The sequence below is a fragment of the Streptomyces sp. NRRL WC-3618 genome (assembly GCF_001280005.1).
Taxonomy (GTDB): domain Bacteria; phylum Actinomycetota; class Actinomycetes; order Streptomycetales; family Streptomycetaceae; genus Streptomyces.
Genome location: NZ_LGDW01000465.1, coordinates 20,639 through 42,137, shown reverse-complemented (window position 1 = coordinate 42,137; position 21,499 = coordinate 20,639). Strand labels below are relative to the sequence as shown.

The 21,499-nt window shown below is 68.6% G+C and carries 14 protein-coding genes and 1 pseudogene; 3 read left to right on the top strand and 12 right to left on the bottom strand.

Annotated features, from left to right (window positions below; genetic code table 11):
• Positions 1–89: 89 nt before the first annotated feature.
• On the bottom strand, positions 90–1,160 hold the full coding sequence (locus ADL01_RS33985) for a hypothetical protein (protein WP_078960913.1): 1,071 nt from the start codon (positions 1,158–1,160) through the stop codon (positions 90–92).
• 93 nt (positions 1,161–1,253) lie between these two features.
• On the opposite strand from ADL01_RS33985, the gene ADL01_RS33980 reads away from it, so the two are divergent.
• Positions 1,254–1,631 (top strand): NTP pyrophosphohydrolase, encoded by a 378-nt coding sequence (locus ADL01_RS33980; protein ID WP_053745895.1) that lies wholly within the window; start codon positions 1,254–1,256, stop codon positions 1,629–1,631.
• Positions 1,632–1,657: 26 nt separating this feature from the next.
• Here ADL01_RS33980 and ADL01_RS33975 read toward each other — a convergent pair whose 3' ends face one another.
• The 9 genes from ADL01_RS33975 to ngcE all read right to left on the bottom strand — a co-directional run bounded on the left by ADL01_RS33975 (position 1,658) and on the right by ngcE (position 14,058).
• A complete protein-coding gene (locus ADL01_RS33975; RefSeq protein WP_053745894.1) occupies positions 1,658–3,181 on the bottom strand; it encodes an amino acid permease in 1,524 nt (507 codons plus the stop codon).
• A 240-nt stretch (positions 3,182–3,421) separates the two neighbouring features.
• Positions 3,422–5,344, bottom strand: a complete 1,923-nt coding sequence (dxs, locus tag ADL01_RS33970) for a 1-deoxy-D-xylulose-5-phosphate synthase (protein ID WP_053745893.1) — start codon at positions 5,342–5,344, stop codon at positions 3,422–3,424.
• Positions 5,345–5,654: 310 nt separating this feature from the next.
• Entirely contained in the window at positions 5,655–6,977 is a 1,323-nt protein-coding gene (locus ADL01_RS33965; protein ID WP_053745892.1) for a sugar ABC transporter permease, read from the bottom strand.
• Entirely contained in the window at positions 6,974–7,765 is a 792-nt protein-coding gene (locus ADL01_RS33960; RefSeq protein WP_078960912.1) for an ATP-binding cassette domain-containing protein, read from the bottom strand. Before ADL01_RS33960 ends, ADL01_RS33965 begins: the two co-directional genes overlap by 4 nt.
• Before the next feature lie 260 nt (positions 7,766–8,025).
• Positions 8,026–9,132, bottom strand: coding sequence for a sugar ABC transporter substrate-binding protein (locus ADL01_RS33955; RefSeq protein ID WP_420719767.1), 1,107 nt, complete (start codon positions 9,130–9,132; stop codon positions 8,026–8,028).
• Between the two features lie 122 nt (positions 9,133–9,254).
• On the bottom strand, positions 9,255–10,454 hold the full coding sequence (locus ADL01_RS33950; protein ID WP_053745890.1) for an ROK family transcriptional regulator: 1,200 nt from the start codon (positions 10,452–10,454) through the stop codon (positions 9,255–9,257).
• A 194-nt stretch (positions 10,455–10,648) separates the two neighbouring features.
• A complete protein-coding gene (locus ADL01_RS33945; RefSeq protein ID WP_053745889.1) occupies positions 10,649–11,575 on the bottom strand; it encodes a carbohydrate ABC transporter permease in 927 nt (308 codons plus the stop codon).
• Between the two features lie 5 nt (positions 11,576–11,580).
• The gene (locus ADL01_RS33940) at positions 11,581–12,507 is read right to left on the bottom strand and encodes a carbohydrate ABC transporter permease (protein ID WP_053745888.1); all 927 of its coding nucleotides are present in this window, start codon (positions 12,505–12,507) and stop codon (positions 11,581–11,583) included.
• A gap of 60 nt (positions 12,508–12,567) precedes the next feature.
• Complete coding sequence (gene ngcE / locus ADL01_RS33935) at positions 12,568–14,058, bottom strand: N-acetylglucosamine/diacetylchitobiose ABC transporter substrate-binding protein (RefSeq protein ID WP_053745887.1); 1,491 nt, start codon at positions 14,056–14,058, stop codon at positions 12,568–12,570.
• Between the two features lie 474 nt (positions 14,059–14,532).
• Here ngcE and ADL01_RS33930 point away from each other — a divergent pair, with 474 nt between their 5' ends.
• Complete coding sequence (locus tag ADL01_RS33930) at positions 14,533–18,354, top strand: GH92 family glycosyl hydrolase (protein ID WP_053745886.1); 3,822 nt, start codon at positions 14,533–14,535, stop codon at positions 18,352–18,354.
• A gap of 61 nt (positions 18,355–18,415) precedes the next feature.
• On the opposite strand, the gene trpC is transcribed toward ADL01_RS33930, so the two are convergent.
• Complete coding sequence (trpC, locus tag ADL01_RS33925; RefSeq protein WP_053745885.1) at positions 18,416–19,201, bottom strand: indole-3-glycerol phosphate synthase TrpC; 786 nt, start codon at positions 19,199–19,201, stop codon at positions 18,416–18,418.
• Positions 19,202–19,331: 130 nt separating this feature from the next.
• On the opposite strand from trpC, the pseudogene ADL01_RS46860 reads away from it, so the two are divergent.
• Positions 19,332–19,570: pseudogene (locus ADL01_RS46860) on the top strand (LysR family transcriptional regulator); the annotation flags it as partial.
• Positions 19,571–19,610: 40 nt separating this feature from the next.
• On the opposite strand, the gene ADL01_RS33920 reads toward ADL01_RS46860, so the two are convergent.
• On the bottom strand, positions 19,611–21,239 hold the full coding sequence (locus tag ADL01_RS33920; RefSeq protein WP_053745884.1) for a PucR family transcriptional regulator: 1,629 nt from the start codon (positions 21,237–21,239) through the stop codon (positions 19,611–19,613).
• Positions 21,240–21,499 lie beyond the last annotated feature (260 nt).

Genomic DNA, 21,499 nt, shown 5'->3' with positions numbered 1-21,499 from the left:
GCCTGGGCCTGGGCTGTAGAAGCGGTGGGGGCGGGTGGGTGGGAAAGAAGGTCGGGCTGGACTACTCCCCCTCTCCGGCGGAAACCGACCTACACCGTCTCCCACGCCTCCAGTGCCAGGCCCGGCTCCAGCTTGCGTCGGGCCACCCTCAGTTCTCCGGTGCCGGGGACCGCCGTTGCCGCGATCACCCTGCCGTCCGCGTCCTCCGACAGTGACACCCGTGCGTTCAGGGGGAGTTGGGGGCCCGATTCCGTCCACCACGCCCCCGCCGACTCCTGCTCGGTGGGGTACGCGGCGAAGGCGACCCGCCCGCTCGCCGAGCGTTGGGCCAGCAGCGTGCAGTCGACCTCGTCCAGGGTGCAGCGGCTCACCGAGACCGGGCCGGGGCCCGCGGCCGGGAGCAGCTCGGCCGGTTCGCTGCCCGGACGCCACACACAGACCGTGTCCGCCTGGTCCACGTAGAAGAGGCTCACGTGCTCCTCCGACGTGACGAGCGCCCGCAGGCTGCCCGGACGGGCCGTCACCTTCAGCGGGGTCTCGTCGAGTGCCGGGATGTGGCCGGGACCACGCTGCGTCCAACGCAGGATGCCGTGCGGCGAGTTGCCGTACAGCTCGACGCATCCGGAGGCACGCGTGACGGCCGTCAACTGCTCCTCCACGTCCTCGCCCTTGAGGTCACGCCAGGGGCCCCAGCCGCCGCGCTCCTTCTGGCCGCGCATGCTGACACCGCCCACGGCGTTCCGTACGAAGACATGGGCGCGGCCCTCCGCGTCGACGGCGACCGCCGGTACGCCGGTCCAGTCGCCCTTCTCGTTCGGGTGGCCCAGGCGCGTCCAGTCGAGGGCTGCGAGGGCGGGCCGGAAGTGGGTGGTGTGGACGAGGCCCGCCTCGCCCTGCACGGTGGGCCGCCAGGTCGCCAAGTGGGCGTACTCGTCGGGGCCTTGGCCGACGCCGAGCATGGGATGCACGAGCAGGTCGCCGCCGATGCGCCTGGGCGGGAGCCAGGAGCCGCCGGGCCGGGACTCCGCGCGGCAGACGATCCCGTCTCCCACGGCGTCGTACGTACTCAGCCGGCCGTCGCGACCCCGTATGAGCCAGTCGCCGTTGACCGACTCGGGACGCCCCGCGGCCGCGGTCGCGGAAGGAGGAACAATGGGCACTGGGCTACTTTAGTGTGCTCTTACCTTCGCCGCGCCCCCCAGCCCCCTCATCCGGTACCTCCGGTTCCGGCGCCGCGTGCGACCCTGATCCCCATGGACGCGCCCCTGCTTGTGATCGTCGACGCCGCGAATGTCGTCGGCTCGGTTCCCGACGGCTGGTGGCAGGACCGGCGCGGGGCCGCCGAACGCCTGCGGGACCGGCTGGTGGCGTACGCGGAGGGCGGACTGCCGGGCCGCGCGGGACCGTTGGAGATCGTCCTGGTGGTCGAGGGCGCCGCCCGTGGAGTGGCTTCCGTGCCGGGCGTACGGGCTGTGTCGGCGCCCGGCAGCGGGGACGACCGGATGGTCGAGCTGGTCGCCGAGGCCGGGGACCGGGACGTCCTTGTCGTCACCGCTGATCGTGAACTGCGGCGCCGGGTCGCGGAGTTGGGCGCCGAGGTCACCGGGCCCCGTACGGTACGCAGCGACTAGCACCTCGTACCGTACGGAATCCGTGGTCAGTTCGGGCCGGTCGGAGGGTTGTTCGGCGCCTGGGCGGCCGTCGCCTCCTGCTCGCGTCCGAGCCGGCTGTGGGAGCGGCCGTACAGGAAGTACACGAGGAAGCCGAGCACCATCCAGATGCCGAACCGGAGCCAGGTCTCGGCGGGCAGGTTCAGCATCAGCCAGAGCGAGGCGAGCACCGACAGGATCGGGATGAACGGCACCCACGGGGTGCGGAAGGCACGCGGCAGGTCGGGGCGGGACCTGCGCAGAAGGATCACGCCGATCGCGACGACCACGAAGGCGAACAGCGTCCCGATGTTGACCAGTTCGGCGAGTTCGCTCAGCGGGGTGAAGCCGGCGACGATCGCGATGATCACGCCCAGCAGGATCGTCGGCCGGTGCGGGGTCCTGAACCGCGGGTGGACGTGGGAGAAGAAGCGGGGCAGCAGGCCGTCGCGGCTCATCGCGAAGAAGACGCGGGTCTGGCCAAGGAGCAGGATCATGCAGACCGTCGTCAGGCCGACGGCGGCGCCGAAGCTGATGAAGCCCGCGAACCACGGGTGCCCGGTGGCCTTGAAGGCGTCGGCGAGGGGCGCGGTCACCGACAGGTCGGTGTAGTGCTGCATACCGGTCACCACGATGGACACCGCGACATAGAGGGTGGTGCAGATGACGAGGGAGCCGAGGATGCCCCGGGGCATGTCCCGCTGCGGGTTCCTGGTCTCCTCGGCGGCGGTGGCCACCACGTCGAAGCCGATGAAGGCGAAGAACACGACGGAGGCCGCGGTGAAGATGCCCATCACCCCGAAGTTGGACGGCGCCCAGCCGAACATCAGCTGGATGAGCGGCGACTGGAGGCTGTTGCCGGCCGGCACGTCCTGCGCCTTCGGGATGAACGGGTCGTAGTTGTCCCCGTTGATGAAGAAGGCGCCCGCGATGATCACGACGAGGACGACCGTCACCTTGATGGCGACGACGATCGAGGTGACGCGCGCGGAGAGCTTCGTGCCGAGCACGAGGATGCCGGTCAGCACCAGGACCAGCGCGGCGGCGAGGATGTCGAAGCCGAAGCCGTGGGCCCCGTCCCGGCCGCTGAGCGCCTCCGGCAGATGCCAGCCCGCGTTGTCGAGGAGCGAGGCGATGTAGCCGGACCAGCCGACGGCCACCACCGCCGTACCGAGGGCGAACTCCAGTACCAGGTCCCAGCCGATGATCCAGGCGGGCATTTCGCCGAGGGAGGCGTACGCGAAGGTGTACGCGGATCCGGCGACCGGGACCGTGGAGGCGAACTCGGCGTAGCAGAGCGCCGCGAGGGCGCAGACGACCCCGGCGACCACGAAGGCCAGGGCGACGGCCGGGCCCGCGTTGTTCTTGGCGACCGTGCCGGTGAGCACGAAGATGCCGGTGCCGATGATGACGCCGACGCCGAAGACCGTCAGGTCCAGCGCGGACAGGGATTTCTTGAGCGCGTGCTCCGGTTCCTCGGTGTCACGGATGGACTGTTCGACCTTCTTCGTTCTGAAGAGGGTGCTGCTCACGGGTGTACCTCCCACGCTGTGTTGTCCCGGCCATGATCGGGAGAGGGCGTGGTGCGCCTGCCCCGGCGCGCGGAGGTTCACTCCAATAGGGGGCACATTCACCCGGGGTCGCTCCGGGGACCGGCCGGGGGGTCCGGGGGTTGCCCCCCGGGTGAGCGCAGTAGTGAGCGCAGTACGCTGATGGGCCGGTCCCACCACCGTGAAGAGTGGGGAACCGGCCCATCGGGGCTGCTGAGCGGGTCAGTCCCGTACGGGCTCCGAGTCGACCTCGGCCTGCTCGAACCGTCCGTCGATCCTGGAGACCAGCCCGGTGACCTGGCGGGCGATGTCCGGTGCCGTCAGGCCGATCTCCGCCATGACCTCGGCCCGGGAGGCGTGGTCGAGGAAGCGCGGCGGGATACCGAAGTCACGCAGCGGTACGTCGACCCCCGCGTCCCGCAGGGCCTGCGCGACGGCCGAACCGACGCCGCCCACACGGGAGTTGTCCTCGACGGTGACGACCACCCGGTGCCGCTCGGCGAGCGGCACCATGGCCTCGTCGACCGGCTTGACCCAGCGCGGGTCGACGACGGTGGTGGAGATGCCCTGCTGGTCGAGCAGCCCGGCGATCTCGAGGCACATGGGCGCCAGCGCGCCCACGGAGACGAGGAGTACGTCGGGGGTGTCGGTGCCGGGCTCGCGCAGCACGTCCATGCCGCCGACGCGTCCCACCGCGGGTACGGCGGGGCCGACGGCGCCCTTGGAGAAGCGGACGACGGTCGGCGCGTCCTCGACCTCGACGGCCTCACGGAGCTGGGCGCGGACCTGGTCGGCGTCGCGGGGGGCGGCGAGCCGGAGGCCGGGGACGACCTGGAGGATCGACATGTCCCACATTCCGTTGTGGGACGCGCCGTCGGTGCCGGTGACGCCGGCCCGGTCGAGCACGAACGTCACGCCGCACTTGTGCAGCGCCACGTCCATCAGGACCTGGTCGAAGGCCCGGTTCAGGAAGGTGGCGTACACCGCGAAGACGGGGTGCACTCCCCCGGTGGCGAGCCCGGCCGCCGAGACGGCGCCGTGCTGCTCGGCGATGCCGACGTCGTAGATGCGGTCCGGGAAGGCGTCCGCGAACTTCTTCAGGCCGACGGGCTGGAGCATCGCGGCCGTGATGGCGACGATGTCCTCGCGCTCGTGGCCCAGCTTGACCATCTCGTCGCCGAAGACGGAGGTCCAGTCGGCGCCGGAGGCCTTGATGGGCAGACCGGTGTCGGGGTGGATGGGGCCGATGCCGTGGAAACGGTCGGCCTCGTCCTGGAGGGCGGGCTGGTAGCCGCGGCCCTTCTCCGTGAGGCAGTGCACGATGACCGGGCCGCCGAAGCGCTTGGCACGGGCCAGCGCGGACTCCAGTGCCTCGATGTCGTGGCCGTCGATGGGGCCGACGTACTTGAGGCCCAGGTCCTCGAACATGCCCTGCGGGGCGATGAAGTCCTTGAGCCCCTTCTTCGCGCCGTGCAGGGTCTCGTACAGCGGTCTGCCGACGACCGGGGTCCGCTCCAGCAGGTCCTTGCCCTTGGCGAGGAACCGCTCGTAGCCGTCCGTCGTGCGCAGGGTGGCCAGGTGGTTGGCGAGGCCGCCGATGGTGGGCGCGTACGAACGCTCGTTGTCGTTGACGACGATGACCAGGGGGCGGTCCTTGGCGTCGGCGATGTTGTTCAGCGCCTCCCAGGCCATCCCGCCGGTGAGCGCGCCGTCACCGATGACGGCGACCACGTGGTGGTCGTCGCGGTTCAGTACCTGGTTGGACTTCGCGAGGCCGTCGGCCCAGCCCAGGACCGTCGAGGCGTGCGAGTTCTCGATGACGTCGTGCTCGGACTCGGCCTGCGAGGGGTAGCCGGACAGGCCGCCCTTCATCTTCAGCCGGGAGAAGTCCTGACGGCCGGTGAGCAGCTTGTGGACGTAGGACTGGTGGCCCGTGTCCCACAGCACCTTGTCCTTGGGCGATTCGAAGACCCGGTGCAGCGCGATGGTGAGCTCGACGACTCCGAGGTTGGGGCCGAGGTGGCCGCCGGTCTTGGAGACCGCGTCGACGAGGAAGGTCCGGATCTCCTCGGCCAGCTGGTCCAGCTGCTCCAGGCTGAGCCGGTCAAGATCGCGCGGTCCCTTGATGCGGGTCAGCAGCGGCACCCGTGCCTCCTTGCAGTAGAGCTGATCGAGCTTTCGCCGGGTGGGACGAGTCTAGTGTTCCGCCTCCGCGCCCCACGCCCGGCCTCCACGTCATTCCTCACGCCATCGGCCGTACCCAACAAACACACCCCCCAAGACACACCTGCGCCCGGCACCGCGAGACGGTACCGGGCACATTTGTCTGAAAGGCCCCCGCAGACGCCTTCCTGAAAGGCCGCCGCAGGCGCCTTTCAGGGGCGCGGGGAACTGCGCGACCAGCCACAGCGGACCGTCAGTCGCAAACTCACCGCACCCCAACGGCGCTACCGCGTCACGCGCGCCCCGCAGCCTTCTGGCTCCGCCGGGACACAGAGTCGATAACAACCGCGCCCAACAGCACCGCACCGGTGATCATGTACTGGATCGACGTGTTCATGTTGAGCAGGTCCAGACCCGTCTGGATCGACTGGATCACCAACATACCCAGCAGCGCCGACCACACGTTGCCCCGCCCACCGAAGAGGCTGGTACCACCGATGACCGCCGCCGCGATGGCGAGCATCAGCGTGTTGCCGCCACCCGCGTTCAGTGTCGCGCTCGCCGTCTGACCGGCGAAGAACATACCGCCGATCGCCGCGAACCCGCCGGAGATGGCGAAGACGGTGATACGGACCATCGGCACGTTGATACCGGCCCTGCGGGCCGCCTCGATGCCGCCGCCGACCGCGAAGACCTTGCGGCCGTACGTCGTACGGCGCAGCACGAAGTCCACGATCACCAGCGCCGCGAGGAAGATCACCAGGGCGTTGGACACACCGGACGCGTTGTTCAGCACGGCCGCGGCGGCGAAGGACGCCACGGCGAGCGCGCCGACCCGCAGCGCGATCTCGCTGGTGGGCCGGAAGGGCACCCCGGCGGCCTTACGCCGGCGCTGTTCGCCGACGGAGCCGACGAGCATCGACAGGACACCGAGGCCGGCCAGCAGGTAGGCGCCGATGATGGCCTGGTCCATGAAGAAGGAGCTCTGGCCGAGCAGCTTGACCGGGCCCTCGTCGGCCGGGATGTTGATCGTGCCGCTGGAGCCCAGCAGCCACAGCATCAGGCCGTTCCAGCCGAGGAAGCCGGCCAGCGTCACCACGAACGCGGGCACGCCGATCCTGGCGAAGAACCAGCCCTGCAGGGCGCCGATGCCGATGCCGGTCAGGACGGCCAGGACCAGCGCCAGCCAGCCGTTCATCCCGTGGGTGACCACGAAGACGGCGAAGATCGTGGACGCGAGACCGCTGACCGAGCCGACGGAGAGGTCGATCTCGCCGAGCAGCAGCACGAACACCAGGCCGATGGCGAGCATGCCGGTGGCCGACATGTAGTAGCTGATGTTGGAGAGGTTGTCGGCGCTGAGGAAGCGGTCGTTCTGGAACTGGAAGATCGTCCAGATGACGATCAGGCCGATGACCACCGGCAGGGAGCCCAGCTCGCCGCCCTTGATCTTGCGCTTGAACTCGGTGACGTAGCCCTTGAGGCCCTCGTCACGGATCAGCAGACGCGGGTCGACGACGGACACCGGCGCGGCGGTCGGGTCGTCGGCGGGTGCCACCGTGTTCTGGTGCTCCGCCCCCGGGTCCGGCTTCACGGTCTTGGACGTGTCACTCACTTTGCCGCCTCCGCGTCGCGACGCCCCGCACGACGGGTCACGGCGTTGTCCGTGGCTCCGGTGATCGCGGCGATGATCTCTTCGTGGCTCGTGGTCTTCACGGGGAAGGAGCCGTTGTTCTTGCCGAGGCGCAGGACGTGGACGGTGTCCGCGACGGCCTTGACGTCGGCCATGTTGTGGCTGATGAGGATGACACCGAGGTTGCGCTCGCGCAGCCGTTCGACCAGGTCGAGGACCTGGGCGGTCTGCTCGACGCCGAGGGCGGCGGTGGGCTCGTCGAGGATGACGACCTTGGGGTCTCCGATCAGGGCGCGCGCGATGGCGACGACCTGGCGCTGACCGCCGGAGAGGCTGGCGATCGGGATGCGCACGCTCGGGATGCGGATGGAGAGCGTGCTCAGCAGTTCCCGGGCGTTCTTCTCCATCGACACCTCGTCGATGACGCCGCGGTGCAGCAGTTCACGCCCGAGGTAGAGGTTGCCGACGACATCGAGGTTGTCGCACAGGGCGAGGTCCTGATAGACGGTCGCGACGCCGAGTCCCTGGGCGTCGTGGGGCCTGTTGATGCTGACCGGGTTGCCCTCCCACTCGATGACGCCCTCATCGATGGGGTGAACGCCCGCGATCGTCTTGACCAGGGTCGACTTTCCTGCGCCGTTGTCGCCCACCAGGGCGACCACTTCTCCGGGGTGAACCTCCAGCTCAACGTCGGTGAGGGCCTGGACCGCACCGAATCGCTTGGAGACTCCGCGCAACGCCAACACGGGCGTAGCGGACACGTGAACCATCTCCTTCGCCGCCTGACCGGCGGGGATGCCGCGCTTGGGGTAGGCGCGGAGGGGTGTGCGCGAGGCACTGGTTTACAGAACGAACATGCGCGCATCCGCTGCCGATGGCAACGGTTCCGTCCGACGCCCGGACCGGCAGCGGGGTATGAAGGCCGGGCCGGGCGTCGGACAGGTATGGCGGGACCGCCTGGCGGTCGGGTCCGGGTGGGCGCCCATTGGACGCCCACCCGGTGTGCCGGCGGACCTGGTGTGCCGAGCGACTACTGAAGACCGGCGGTCTTGCAGGCGGCGGCGAACTCGCCGGCGCAGATCTCGGCGACGGTGTAGAGCTTGTCCTTCACGACCGTGTCCTTGATGTTGGCCTTGGTGACCGACACCGGGACGAGCAGCTGCGAGGGAACCTTGTCGCCGGAGCCGCTGGTCAGCGTCTGCGTGGCGAGGGAGTCGATGCTCTTGCCCTCGAGCAGGTTGACGGCGATCTGGGCGGCGGCGTCGGCCTCCGGCTTGAAGGCCTTGTAGACGGTGCTGGACTGGGTACCGGCGACGATGCGCTGGATGCCCGCGAGCTCCGCGTCCTGGCCGGTCAGCGGGATACCGCTGATGCCCGCGCCCTTCAGGGTGTTGGCGATACCACCGGCCATGCCGTCGTTGGCGGCGTAGACGCCCGCGATGTTCTTGGCGCCGAGCTGCGTGATGGCGGCCGACATCTTCTGCGCGGCGACGGTGTCCTTCCACAGGCCGGACTGCTCGTAGGCGATGTCGACCTTGCCGTCGAGGGCCTTGTGCGCGCCCTGCTTGAACTGACCGGCGTTCGGGTCGGCGTCGTCACCGTTGATCATGACGATCTTGGACTTCGGGGTCGCCTTGGCGCCGAGGGCGGCGATCAGGGCCTCACCCTGGAGCTGACCGACCTTGACGTTGTCGAAGGAGACGTACGCGGAGACCGGGCCCTGGGCCAGACGGTCGTACGCGACGACCTTGATGCCCTTGTCGACCGCCGTCTTGAGGGACGACTTGATGGCCGCGGAGTCCTGGGCGCTGATCACGATCACCTTGACGCCCTTGGTGATCATGCTGCTGACCTGCTGGGCCTGCTTGGAGGTGTCACCGGCGGCGTTCGCGTACTCGACCTTGCAGTCGGAGCACAGCTCGTTGACCTTCGACACGAAGAACGGCTTGTCGAACTTCTCGTAGCGCGCGGTCACGCTGTCGGGGAGCAACAGACCGATGGTCTTGTCGCCGCCAGCCGGACTACTGCTGCCGCCGCCGTTGTCCTTGTTGTCGCCTGCCTTGCCACAGGCGGCCACGGCAAGGGCCATGGAAATCGCTGTGGTACCGATCACGACTCTACGCATCATGGCGTTCATTTGGTGGTGCCTCCCTGACAGGGCCGCAACGCTGCGACCGAGGTGGCTGGAAGTCAACTCGGCCACACGTGCGACGTCAAGAAGTAAATCCTTAACGGGTTGGCAACGGCTTTGTTCGTTCTCTAGGTGAAGACAGGAGTCGCTGTGGTCAGCGTGCCGTCCAAAAGGGTCGAATCACCCATTTCGCTCAACGCGAGGGCGAGCGCTCCGAGCACCTCCGCACGACCTCCAAGTGCCCCTGGAAGAACGGACAGTTGACGTGCCGCACTGGGGATCGCATAGCGGCCGACAGACTCTCTTATGGGACCGAGCACCAGCTCACCGGCCTCGGCGAGATCACCGCCGAGGACCACCCGGCTCGGGTTCAGCAGATTGCAAAGATTGGCGACTCCACTGCCGATGTGACGGCCGACGTCGGCGATCACGCGACGACAGCCCGGGTCGCCGTCCCTCGCCAGCCGTACGACTCCTTCCATGGTCAGGTCGGTCCCGTGGCTGGACTGGAGGAGCGGCAGCACATAACGCGCGGCCGCGAAGGTCTCCAGGCAGCCCCGGTTTCCGCAACGGCAGACGGGGCCGGATTCATCAAGAGTAATATGCCCGATTTCTCCCGCTGTGCCACCCGGGCCCCGGTAGATCTTGCCGCTGATCACCAGCCCGGCGCCGACCCCGCTGGCGACCTTGATGTACGCCAGGTCGCGCACCCCCCGGCCACTGCCCCAGACCAGCTCACCGAGGGCGCCGAGGTTGGCGTCGTTGTCCACGTGCACCGGCACGCCCAGGCGCCCGCGCATCTCCTCGCCGGGCCTGGTGCCGATCCAGCCGGGCAGGATCGCGCTGGAGCCCAGCGTGCCCGACTCCCCGTCGATCGGACCCGGTACGCCCAGGCCCACACCGGCGATCTTTGTCCGGTCGACCCCCGTTGCTGCGATCAGGCGATTGACCAGCTCTTCGGCCCGGTCGAAACCCTGCGCGGCGGAGGCGTCGACGTCCAGCGGCTCGGACTCCTCGGCGAGCACCTGGTGGGCGAGGTTGCCGAGCGCGACCCGTAGGTGCGTATGGCCGAAATCGATGCCGATCACAATGCCGGCGTCCCCGCTCAGCGAGACGGCACGGGCTCTGCGGCCACCCGCCGAGGTGGGCGTGACCTCTACCGTTCCGCCGTCCTTCAGCTCACGCACGATGTTGGACACCGTGGCCGCGGACAGACCGGTGGTCCTGGCGATCTCGGCCTGGGTGAGCGACCCGGCGAGGCGCACGGCCCGTACGACCCGTTCCAGGTTGGCTCGGTGCAGTGACGACTGCGACCCCGGAGTCTCCACGACGACCTCCTGCGCGCCGGGACCGCTTCGATGGGGCCCCGTCTATGTCCAACTAGTGAACTCTAAGCTGAGCTGTTCGGGTCACCTCCCGTCAAGAGGTTGAACCGCATCCGAGGTCTTGTACACATAGCGGCGCGCGTGCGCCGTTTTGTGGCACACGCGCGCGCGTACGGCGACTGAACGCAAGGTTCCGGTTACTTCAGGGCGCCCGCCGTCAGTCCCGCCACCACCTGGCGCTGGAAGACGATGTACGCGGCCAGTACCGGGAGCATCGCCATCACCAGGCCGGCGAAGAGACCCGACCAGTCACCCTTGTAGCCCTGACTGGCGGCCAGCTGCACCAGGCCCTGGGTGAGGACCCGCTTGTCGGGGTCGGTGTTGAGCACCGTCGGCAGCATGTACTGGTTCCACTGGCCGAGGAAGTTGAAGATGCCCACGCTGATCAGCCCGGGCTTGGCCATCGGCAGCATGATCTGGAAGAAGGTCCTGGTGTGCGAGGCGCCGTCGACGAAGGCCGCCTCCGCCACCGAGGTCGGCAGGGTCCGGAAGAACGCGGTCAGGAAGAAGACCGTGAACGGCAGCGAGTAGGCGATGTAGACCAGGATCAGCCCGTGGATCGTGTTCAGCAGACCCATGTTGTTCACGACGTAGAACAGCGGGACCAGCGCCAGCATGATCGGGAAGCTCATGCCGCCGATGAACAGGAAGTAGATGAACCGGTTGCCCGGGAAGTCGAAGCGCGCCAGGACGTAGGCCGCCATCGAGCCCAGCACCAGGGTGCCGATGAGCGAACCGCCCACCACCAGAATGGTGTTGAGGAAGTAGTCGCTCATGTTGGCGTCGGTCCAGGCCCGCGCCCAGTTGTCGAAGTGCAGCTTGTCCGGCAGGGACCACGGCGAACTGAAGATCGCGTTGTCGTCCTTGAACGACGTCATCACCGCCCACAGAAGCGGCATCACGACCATGAACGCCCACAGGACGAGCATGCCGTGCGAGAAGACGTTGAGCGCCCTGCCCTCCTTCTTCTCCGCCGGCCGGCCGCCGGTCCTGTTCTCCTTGCGCACGGGCCCGGCGGAGTGCTGGGGAACCGTCCCCGCCGGTGTGCTCTCAGTCGTCTTCATATGTGTCAGTACTCCAGCCGCTCGCGCCGGCCCAGCCGCATCACCAGGGCCGCGAAGGCCAGCGTGACGACCAGCAGGGCGACCCCGATGGTGGTTGCGTAGGCGGCCTGACCGTCGCGGAAGGCCTTCTGGTACACGTACAGGACCATGACGGTCGTCGAGTAGTCCGGGCCGCCGGGCCCGGTCGTCATGATCTGGACGACCGCGAACGACTCGGCGCCCAGCGCGAGGATGCCCATGTAGACCCAGCCGGACTGCACGGTGTCCCACAGCAGCGGCAGGGTGATCCGGAAGAACGTGGTCGCCCGGCCCGCGCCGTCGAGCAGCGCGGCCTCGTACAGGTCCGCCGGAATGGAGGCCATGCCCGCGGAGAACAGCACCACGAAGAAGCCGACCGTCGACCAGACCAGCACGGCCATCACACACCACAGGGCGAGGTCCGGATCGCCCAGCCAGAGCGGCTGGACGCTGTCGAGTCCGATGCCGCGCAACAGCGCGTTGATCGCGCCGCTGTCCGGGTTGTACGCGAAGGCGAACAGCAGCGCGACGATCGCGATCGACAGCACCTGCGGGAAGAAGTAGACGATTTTGTAGAACGAGGAACCGCGAACCCCTGAAATCACCGGTCCGCCGCGACGGCGCTTCCCGCCCACATTGATCATGAAGGCGAAGAACAGCGCCAGACTGATCGTCACCAGCGGCAGCACCAACGCGAACAGGAGGCTGTGCTGCAACGACTTCCAGAAGATGTCGTCGTCGAACATCCTCTTGTAGTTGTCCAGGCCGACCATCCTGAATTCCGGGCTCAGCCCGGTCCAGTCCGTGAACGAGTAATAGATGGACTGGATGAACGGCCAGATGACGAAAAGTGCGTACAGCCCCAGAGGGACCACGAGAAATCCCACGATGAAGCGGTACTTGCCGTGCTGCATTACCACAGACCCCGTTCCGTACGCGGGTGCCGCCGCTGGTGACAGATCATCGGCTTCTGGTCACTGGTGTTTGTAGTGCTTGATCGACGTGTCCTTGGCGGTCTCGTCGGCGTAGCCCTGGATCTTCTTGATGGCCTCGGCCGGGGTGAGCCGTCCCGCCATCATCTCGCCGAGCCCGGACACGCCGATCTTCTCCTTCTGGAGCTGCACGTACCAGTCCTGCAAGCGCGGGTTCACCACGTTCTGCCCGGCCTTCTCCAGTGCCGCCACACCTGACTTGAGGCCGGGGGTGAGGGTGATTCCCTCGGTACCGCCGTTGAACGCGGTCAGCGACTTCACCTTGCTGGTGAAGTTCTTCGAGGACGCCTCGCTGAGCATGACGCGCAACTGCTCCATGCCGCCCGCCGTGTTCCTCGCCTTCGCCGGGACGATGAACGGCTCGCCGCCGGAGGCCCAGATCGTGCCGAACGGCAGCTTGTCGGAGCTGTCGATGCCGGTCGGCGCGGAGACGGCGAGGTCGAAGTCGGCGGGGATGACGTTCGCCGACTCGTTCTCCACCCAGGAGCCGTTCGGGATGAACAGCGCCTTGCCCTTGGCCCACGCGGTCTGTGACTGGATGTGGTCGAGACCGGGGGTGCCCTTGAGGACGTAACCCTTCTTGTAGAGCTCGTAGTACGCCTCGAAACAGGCCTTGACAGCCGGGTGCTTCCAGGCGTTCGGCTCCAGGTTGTCGATCGCGTCGAGGACCTCGACGCCGCCGACCTTGCCGATCATCGGGTAGAGCGAGAAGGGCAGGTAGTACGGGTACTTGCCCGCGTAGGTCCAGCCGGCGATGCCCTTTTTCTTGGCCTTCTCGCACACGGCGAGCATCTCGTCCCACGTCTGGGGATAGGTGGCGTCGAGCGACTCCAGGGCCTTCTGCGAGTACCAGACGCCGTACACCGTGTAGGCGTAGTACATGATCCACACCGGGTCGCCGTCGAACTGGCCCATCTCGACGATGCCCGGCCGCAGCGTGTCGCGGACCTTCTTGTTCGGGTCGTCGTAGGACGGGGCGTCGAGCAGCGGGGTGAGGTCCGCGAGCTGGCTCTTGCCGACCAGGACGCCCATGTCCATCTGCTCGGCGCCGGAGTTGTCGATCAGATCCGGCGGGGTGCCCTGGTTGAAGCGGGGCTGGAGCGTGGACTGGATCTTCTGGGTGGCGGAGAACTTGACCTTCGCCTTCGGGAAGTTCGTCTCGTAGATCTTGACCGCGTCCTCGGCGTACTCCTTGCCGAAACCGCCGTCGAACAGCACGAACTCCATCTGGGCCGTGTCGTTGACCGCCAGGGGGTTCTTCGCGGTCTTCTTGCCCGCCTTGGCCTTGTCCTCGTCACCTCCGCCACTGCTCGCACACGCGGACAGGAAGCCCATGGTGGGGACGGAGATCAGGCCGAGCGCCGCTGACCGCTTGATCAGGTCGCGGCGGCCGAGGCCGGTGGTCGTGGTGCGGGTGGCGGTGGCGGGGGTGGTGCGGTCGGGGGTGCGGCTCTCGTCGGAGGTGGATCCCATGCTCAAGTCCTCGCCTTCTCCAGGACTCAGGCGGTGAACCGGATCCTCCCGGCACCGCGATCGGGTCGAACTGGGTCGTGCAGGAAGTGCTTAGTGCGTGATGTGCCCTGATCAGAGGGAATACCCGGTGGGCCGTGCGTTCAGCACGTCAAACCACCCTTCCGGCTCCCCCACCTGGCCGTTGACCGGTCGAACAGTGACAGACGCCGACAGGTATAGTCCACTTCCCGTCAAATGGGCAAGATCGAATGCAGGGTTGACCGCGGGTCTTTTCCGAGTTGAGACCTCGCGGAAATATGCGGACGTCGCGGATCCCGCACGGATCCGCACTGATCCCTTTGCTCGGGAAATTCGCGATATTGGGCCCGAATGCCACACCCAACGCCCTTGACACCACTGACCACTTGACTCCCTACTGGTTCCTGCGCAGCCAAGGAGACAACGTTGTCCAGGCGGCAGGGAGGGTGCTCTCGTATGCGGCAGGGAGTTCGATACAGAGGTCGGCACGGACGGGAGTTCGGATTAATTCCGGCCATTACCGCGGTGTTCGCACTGGTGATCGGCGGGCAGGGCGCGGCGACCGCCCTGCCCGCCGCCGCACCGGCCGTCGACCGGGAGTTCGCCTCCTCGTTCGAGGCGGGCGAGCCGGCGCCCGACTGGCTGAACACCGTCGATGTCGGACCGGACGGCACGAAGCGGGCGTCAGGTGTCGACGGCGGCTACAGCAGCGGTATCCCGGGCGATGTGACCGACCAGGTGACGGACGTACGGGCGAGCGGCGAGAACACCGGCGGGGGCGAGGTGAAGGAGAACCTCGTCGACGGTGCGCCGGGGACCAAGTGGCTGACGTTCGCGTCGGCGGGCTGGGTGGAGTTCGACCTGGACGAGCCGGTCAGCGTCGTCGACTACGCACTGACCTCGGCCGACGACCACGCCGAGCGCGACCCCGCCGACTGGACGCTCCAGGGCTCGGTGGACGGCACGGCGGGCTGGCAGACCCTCGACAGGCGCAGCGGCGAGTCCTTCACCGAGCGCTTCCAGACCAGGTCGTACGACCTGTCGTCGCCCGCCGAGTACCGGCACTTCCGGCTCGACATCGGACGCAACAACGGGGGCGCCATCACACAGCTCGCAGATGTCCAGTTCTCGACGGGCGACGTCGCCACCCCCGTGCCCCGGGACATGCTGTCGCTGGTCGACCCCGGCCCGAGCGGCTCGCCGACCGCGAAGGCACGCGCCGGTTTCACGGGCAAACGGGCGTTGCGGTTCGCGGGTACGCACCGGGCGGCCGGACGGGCGTACTCGTACAACAAGGTGTTCGACGTGGATGTGGCCGTCGAGGCCGACACCGAGCTGTCGTACCGGGTGTTCCCGTCGATGGCGGACGGCGACCTCGACTACGACGCCACGAACGTGTCGGTGGACCTGGCCTTCACGGACGGCACCCTGCTGAGTGAGCTGTCGGCGGTCGACCAGCACGGCTTCGCGCTGACGCCGCGCGGGCAGGGCGCGGCCAAGGTGCTGTACGTCAACCAGTGGAACCATGTCGCCTCGCGGATCGGGGCGGTGGCGCGGGGGAAGACCGTCGACCGGGTGCTGCTCGCCTATGACTCGCCGGCCGGTCCCGCGAAGTTCCGGGGCTGGCTCGACGACGTGCGGCTGCGGCCCGTCGCCCCCGAGCCGCCTCGGGAACACCTGTCCGACTATGCGGTGACGACTCGGGGCACCAACTCCAGCGGCGGCTTCTCGCGGGGCAACAACTTCCCGGCGACGGCGGTGCCGCACGGCTTCAACTTCTGGACGCCGGTGACCAACGCGGGCTCGCTGAGCTGGCTGTACGACTACGCGCGGGCCAACAACGCCGACAACCTGCCGACGATCCAGGCGTTCAGCGCGAGCCATGAGCCGAGCCCCTGGATGGGCGACCGCCAGACCTTCCAGGTGATGCCGTCGGCCGCCGAAGGCACCCCCGACACCGGCCGTGCGGCACGGGCCCTGGCCTTCCGGCACGAGAACGAGACCGCGCGGCCGGACTACTACGGGGTGCGTTTCGAGAACGGTGTCAAGGCCGAGATGACGCCGACCGACCACGCGGCGGTCCTGCGCTTCACCTACCCCGGCGACGACGCGAGCGTCCTCTTCGACAACGTCACCGACCAGGCGGGCCTGACCCTCGACCCGCAGAACGGCACCTTCACCGGCTACTCGGACGTGAAGTCGGGGCTGTCGACGGGGGCGACCCGGCTGTTCGTGTACGGGGTGTTCGACGACGACGCGGTGGTGACGGAGGGGGCGTCGAGCGGAGTCAGGGGCTACCTCCGGTTCAGTGCGCCGACCGGAGTGGTGACGCTGCGGCTGGCCACCTCGCTCATCAGCGTCGAGCAGGCCAGGGCCAACCTGCGGCAGGAGATTCCGGACGGTACGACCTTCGAGGCGGTACGGGCCGCTGCGCAGCGGCAGTGGGACGGGCTGCTCGGGAAGGTCGAGGTGGAGGGGGCGACGCCGGATCAGCTGACGACGCTGTACTCCAGCCTGTACCGGCTGTACCTGTACCCCAACTCCGGCTTCGAGACGGTCGGTTCGAAGTTCCAGTACGCGTCTCCGTTCTCCCCGATGCCGGGTCCCGACACCCCCACGCACACCGGGGCGAAGATCGTGGACGGCAAGGTGTACGTCAACAACGGCTTCTGGGACACCTATCGGACGACCTGGCCCGCCTACTCGCTCCTGACGCCCCGTCAGGCAGGGGAGATGACCGACGGTTTCGTGCAGCAGTACAAGGACGGCGGCTGGACCTCACGCTGGTCCTCCCCCGGATACGCCGACCTGATGACGGGCACCTCGTCGGACGTGGCGTTCGCCGACGCCTATGTGAAGGGCGTCGCTTTCGACGCGACGTCGGCGTACGACGCGGCTGTGAAGAACGCCACCGTCGTACCCCCGATGTCGGGCGTGGGCCGCAAGGGCATGGCGACCTCACCCTTCCTCGGCTACACGAGCACCGAAACGCGTGAGGGCCTGTCGTGGGCGCTGGAGGGCTACCTCAACGACTACGGCATCGCCCGGATGGGCCAGGAGCTGTACCGGCGGACGGGCGAGCGACGGTACGACGAGGAGTCCGACTACTTCCTCAACCGCGCCCAGGACTATGTGCGGTTGTTCGACAAGAAGGCCGGCTTCTTCCAGGGGCGCGACGCGCGGGGCGAGTGGCGGGTGGAGTCGTCGGCGTACGACCCGCGCGTCTGGGGCCACGACTACACGGAGACGAACGGCTGGGGGTACGCCTTCACCGCCCCGCAGGACAGCCGGGGCCTGGCCAACCTGTACGGCGGCCGGGCGGGCCTCGCGGACAAGCTCGACGACTACTTCGAGACCCCGGAGACGGCCGGACCGGAGTTCGTGGGCTCGTACGGCGGGGTCATCCACGAGATGACGGAGGCGCGGGACGTCCGGATGGGCATGTACGGCCACTCCAACCAGGTGGCCCACCATGTGACCTACATGTACGACGCGGCGGGCCGGCCCTGGAAGAGCCAGCAGAACGTCCGCGAGGTCCTGTCCCGTCTCTACACGGGCAGCGAGATCGGGCAGGGCTACCACGGTGACGAGGACAACGGCGAGCAGTCGGCCTGGTACCTGTTCTCGGCGCTCGGCTTCTATCCGCTGGTCATGGGCAGCGGCGAATACGCCGTCGGCTCCCCGCTGTTCACCAAGGCGACGCTGCATCTGGAGAACGGCCGGGACCTGGTGATCAAGGCCCCGGACAACAACGCCCGGAACGTGTACGTACAGGGCCTGAAGGTCAACGGCGTCGCGTGGACGTCGACTTCACTCCCCCACTCGGTCGTCTCCCAGGGCGGAACCCTGGAGTTCGACATGGGCCCCGAGCCCTCCACCTGGGGAGCGTCCAGGAACGCGGCCCCGGTCTCGATCACCCAGGACGACGAGGTGCCGACGCCACGGACGGACGTGGGGACGGGCGGGGGCGCGCTGTTCGACAACACGTCGGCGACGGACGCGACGGTGAGGTCCGTGGAGCTGCCGGTCGCCGGTGCCACGAAGGCCGTCCAGTACACACTGACGTCCTCGGACCGGACCGAGGCCCCGACGGGCTGGGCTCTGCAGGGGTCCTCGGACGGCACCAACTGGCGGACCCTGGACCGGCGTTCAGGTGACTCGTTCAGGTGGGACAGGCAGACCCGGGCGTTCTCGGTGACGTCCGCGGGCTCGTACACGCGCTACCGACTGGTCCTCGACGAGGAGTCAACACTGGCGGAGGTGGAGTTGCTGGCCTGACCGCCTTCCCTCCGAGAGCCCGGCGGGCCGTCGCCGGGCTCTCGGATCTCGCGCGGGGTGATCACGCCCCGGCCGCGCCGATGAACTCGCGTACGGCGGTGCTCGGGTCGCCCGAGCGGACCAGCGCCTCGCCGACCAGTACCACGTCGGCTCCCCAGCCGCGGTACTCCGCGACGTCCTCGGGGCCCGTCACTCCTGATTCCGCGACCCGGACCGTGCCTTCGGGGATGCCTGCCACGAGGTCGGCGAACACGGCGCGGTTGACGTCCAGCGTTGTCAGGTCCCGAGCGTTGATGCCGAGAAGCTCAGCGCCGGCGGCGGCGGCGCGCCGTACCTCGTCGGCCGTATGCGCCTCCACGAGCGGCGTGAGACCCAACTCCGCGCAGAGCCCCATCAAGTCCTTGAGCTGGGCGTCATCCAGCGACACGACCATGAGAAGCGCGAGATCGGCGCCGTGTGCGCGAGCTTCCCACAGCTGATAGGGGTCGACGATGAAGTCCTTGCGCAGGACGGGAACATCGACCCGGGCACGTACGGCGTCCAGATCTGCGAGGGAACCGCCGAAACGCCTGCCCTCGGTGAGCACGCTGATCGCGGCGGCACCGCCGGCGGCGTACTGGGCCGCGAGCGACGCGGGGTCGGGGATGTCCGCCAGTGCGCCCTTGCTGGGGCTCTTTCGCTTCACCTCGGCGATGATGGACACCCCGGGCGCGCGGAAGGCGGGCAGGGGGTCGAGCGCGGGTGCCGCGTCCGCTGCCCTGGCGCGCAGTTCCGCCAACGGCGTCGCACTCTTGCGTTGTTCCAGGTCCTCGCGAACTCCCGCGAGGATCCCATCGAGAACGGTCACTGAACTCTCCCTGTCGAATCACCTGCACCCATGTCCAAGACGACCTCGGAACGCGGGCATCCTGATCGATCATGGCACCAATCGAGTCGTCGGTTGATTTCTTGAGGGGCAGAGGGCGCGTATGAACGCGCGAGCAGGCATCGAGTTCACCGTGGCCGCCGAGACCGGGCACCGCGTGTCGCTCATGCCCTGGTACTGGCCGGGGTCGGGCACGCGGTGGTCACGGATGTCTGGCAGGACGTCGCCCGGCGACTGGGCGCCCGCGTCCTGTACATCGAGCCGGAAACCACCTTGGACATCGCCCTCGTCAGCCGCCGCGGCAGCCTGTCGCCCGCAGCCGCCGCGTTCGTCACGAGCACGCGGTCGACGTCGCTTGGACCTGGGTGGCGTGGTCCACCCGGGCGCGATCTCAGGAAGCCGCGCCGGGAGCAGTTGCTTCTTCTGCGTCCAGGACCAGCACCGCGACGTGCAGGGAGGTGCGTTGCAGGCCTGATTCCAGGTCGCAGCCGAGGAGGCGTTCGATGGTGTGGAGTCGCTGGTAGTACGCCTGCCGGGACATGCCGGCGCGTTTCGCCGCGACCGACTTGTTCCCGGCCGCCGCCAGATAGGCGCGCAGTGCCGGGAGCAGATCGCCGTTGTTGCGGTCGTCGTGCTCGATGAGGCGGGTCAGTTGCCGTTCCGCGTACCGCTGCAGGCGGGTGTCCGCCCGCAGGACGCCCAGCAACTCGGGCAGCCGGACGTCGGCGGGGACGTAGAACCACCGCTCCGGGGAGGCCGGTGTGATGGCCTCGGCCGTCTGCTCGGCCTCCTGCCACGACCGGGCGATCCCGGAGAGGTCGGTCACCCCGGGGCCGACGGCGACGACGGCCTCCGGTCCCAGCTCCTCCCGGGTCAGGCGGCCGATCCGCTCGGCGACCGGCTGCCAGGCGCTCGCCTGTGCCAGTGCCAGAAGTACGCCGATCCTGCCCGGCGCCGTCTCGCCGATCAGGGCGCGGACGTTGGTGGGCGCCAGCGCCTTCGCGATCCGTTCGTCGAGGTGCTCACCCTCGGCGCCGGTGTACGTATGGCGGATGACCACGGCGAAGAGCCGGTGCCCGAAGGCCGGAAGCCCCAGTGCCTCGGCGCGGGCGCGCGCGTCCGCGGGGGAACGGAAGCGCCGTTCGTACAGGTCCCGCAGTACGGAGCGGTGGGCCCGGCGCTCCCACCAGGCCGGTCCGGCCAGGCGTGCCATGGTCAGCGCGACCACCGCGCGCTCCAGCACCAGGACGTGTTCCGGGTCGGGCTCGGCGTTCAGCCGGCCCTCCAGCAGGACCAGCCGCCCCCACAGTCCGTGGTGGTCCTGCACCGGCGCGATCAGCCACCCCTCCGGGCCGCTCGGTGTGATCCTCTCCGGCGTCGGGGCGGCCCGCGAACGCCGCGACCAGGCCGACACCACCGGCTCGTACGGGCGGCCGAGCAGCTCGCACATCAGGACCCGGTGGTTGAGGTCCTCCAGCACCACGGGGGCTCCGGTGAGTTCCGCGGTGGTGTGCACCAGCTCCTCGGGGTCCGCGCCCCGCAGCGTCAGGGCGGTGAAAATGTCCTGGATGTCCCTCCCGCGACGCAGCAGGGCTCCCTGGGCGTCGAGGATGAGCGCGTGCACCGTCTGCGTGACGTCGATGAACCGGACGCCACGGGCCAGCTCGACCAGCGGTACTTCACGGGCCCGGCACGCCGCCACCAGCTCGTGGGGCACCTTCCGGTACCGGTAGCCGAGCTCCACGATCAGACCGGCCGCGCCGACGTCGGCGAGCTGGTCGACGTAGCCGCGCAGCTCGGAGGCGTCCTCGGGATACGGCATGCCGGTCGTCAGCACCAGCTCGCCGCCCTCCAGGAAGTCGGCGGGGTTGAGCAGCTCGGTGACATGTACCCAGCGCACCGCCCTGCCCAGCTGTGTCTCCCCGGCCAGCACGCGCGGCATCCCTTCGGCGAGCACGGGCAGGCGCAGTACCTCCGCGATGGTGGGGAAGTGCCCGGTTGCGGGATGTCTGGGCGGCATAGGGGGTGCTTTCAGCCGAGGGGATCGGCTCACCCTCGCACCGGCCACTCAGCCTGACAAGGGGGTGCCGGCATTTCGTGCGGCCCGGCGGTCCGCAGTGACAGACCGTCTCAAGAAGGGCCCAAGGTGGAACACAGTGTGGGTTGACCTGCACGTTCCCCCAGGACGAAAGTGAACGCCATCCCCAACGGAACCCGAACCGGAAGGGTCCGCACGGTGTCCGCACCGTACTGGGGCTCCACTGCCACCAGGCCACACCA

Coding starts and splice junctions, on each gene's coding strand:
- ADL01_RS33980 (WP_053745895.1), top strand. CDS start 1,254: ATGGACGCGCCCCTGCTTGTGATCGTCGACGCCGCGAATGTCGTCGGC.
- ADL01_RS33960 (WP_078960912.1), bottom strand. CDS start 7,765: ATGGTTCACGTGTCCGCTACGCCCGTGTTGGCGTTGCGCGGAGTCTCC.
- ADL01_RS33955 (WP_420719767.1), bottom strand. CDS start 9,132: ATGAACGCCATGATGCGTAGAGTCGTGATCGGTACCACAGCGATTTCC.
- ADL01_RS33945 (WP_053745889.1), bottom strand. CDS start 11,575: ATGAAGACGACTGAGAGCACACCGGCGGGGACGGTTCCCCAGCACTCC.
- ADL01_RS33940 (WP_053745888.1), bottom strand. CDS start 12,507: ATGCAGCACGGCAAGTACCGCTTCATCGTGGGATTTCTCGTGGTCCCT.
- ngcE (WP_053745887.1), bottom strand. CDS start 14,058: ATGGGATCCACCTCCGACGAGAGCCGCACCCCCGACCGCACCACCCCC.
- ADL01_RS33930 (WP_053745886.1), top strand. CDS start 14,533: ATGCGGCAGGGAGTTCGATACAGAGGTCGGCACGGACGGGAGTTCGGA.
- ADL01_RS33920 (WP_053745884.1), bottom strand. CDS start 21,239: ATGCCGCCCAGACATCCCGCAACCGGGCACTTCCCCACCATCGCGGAG.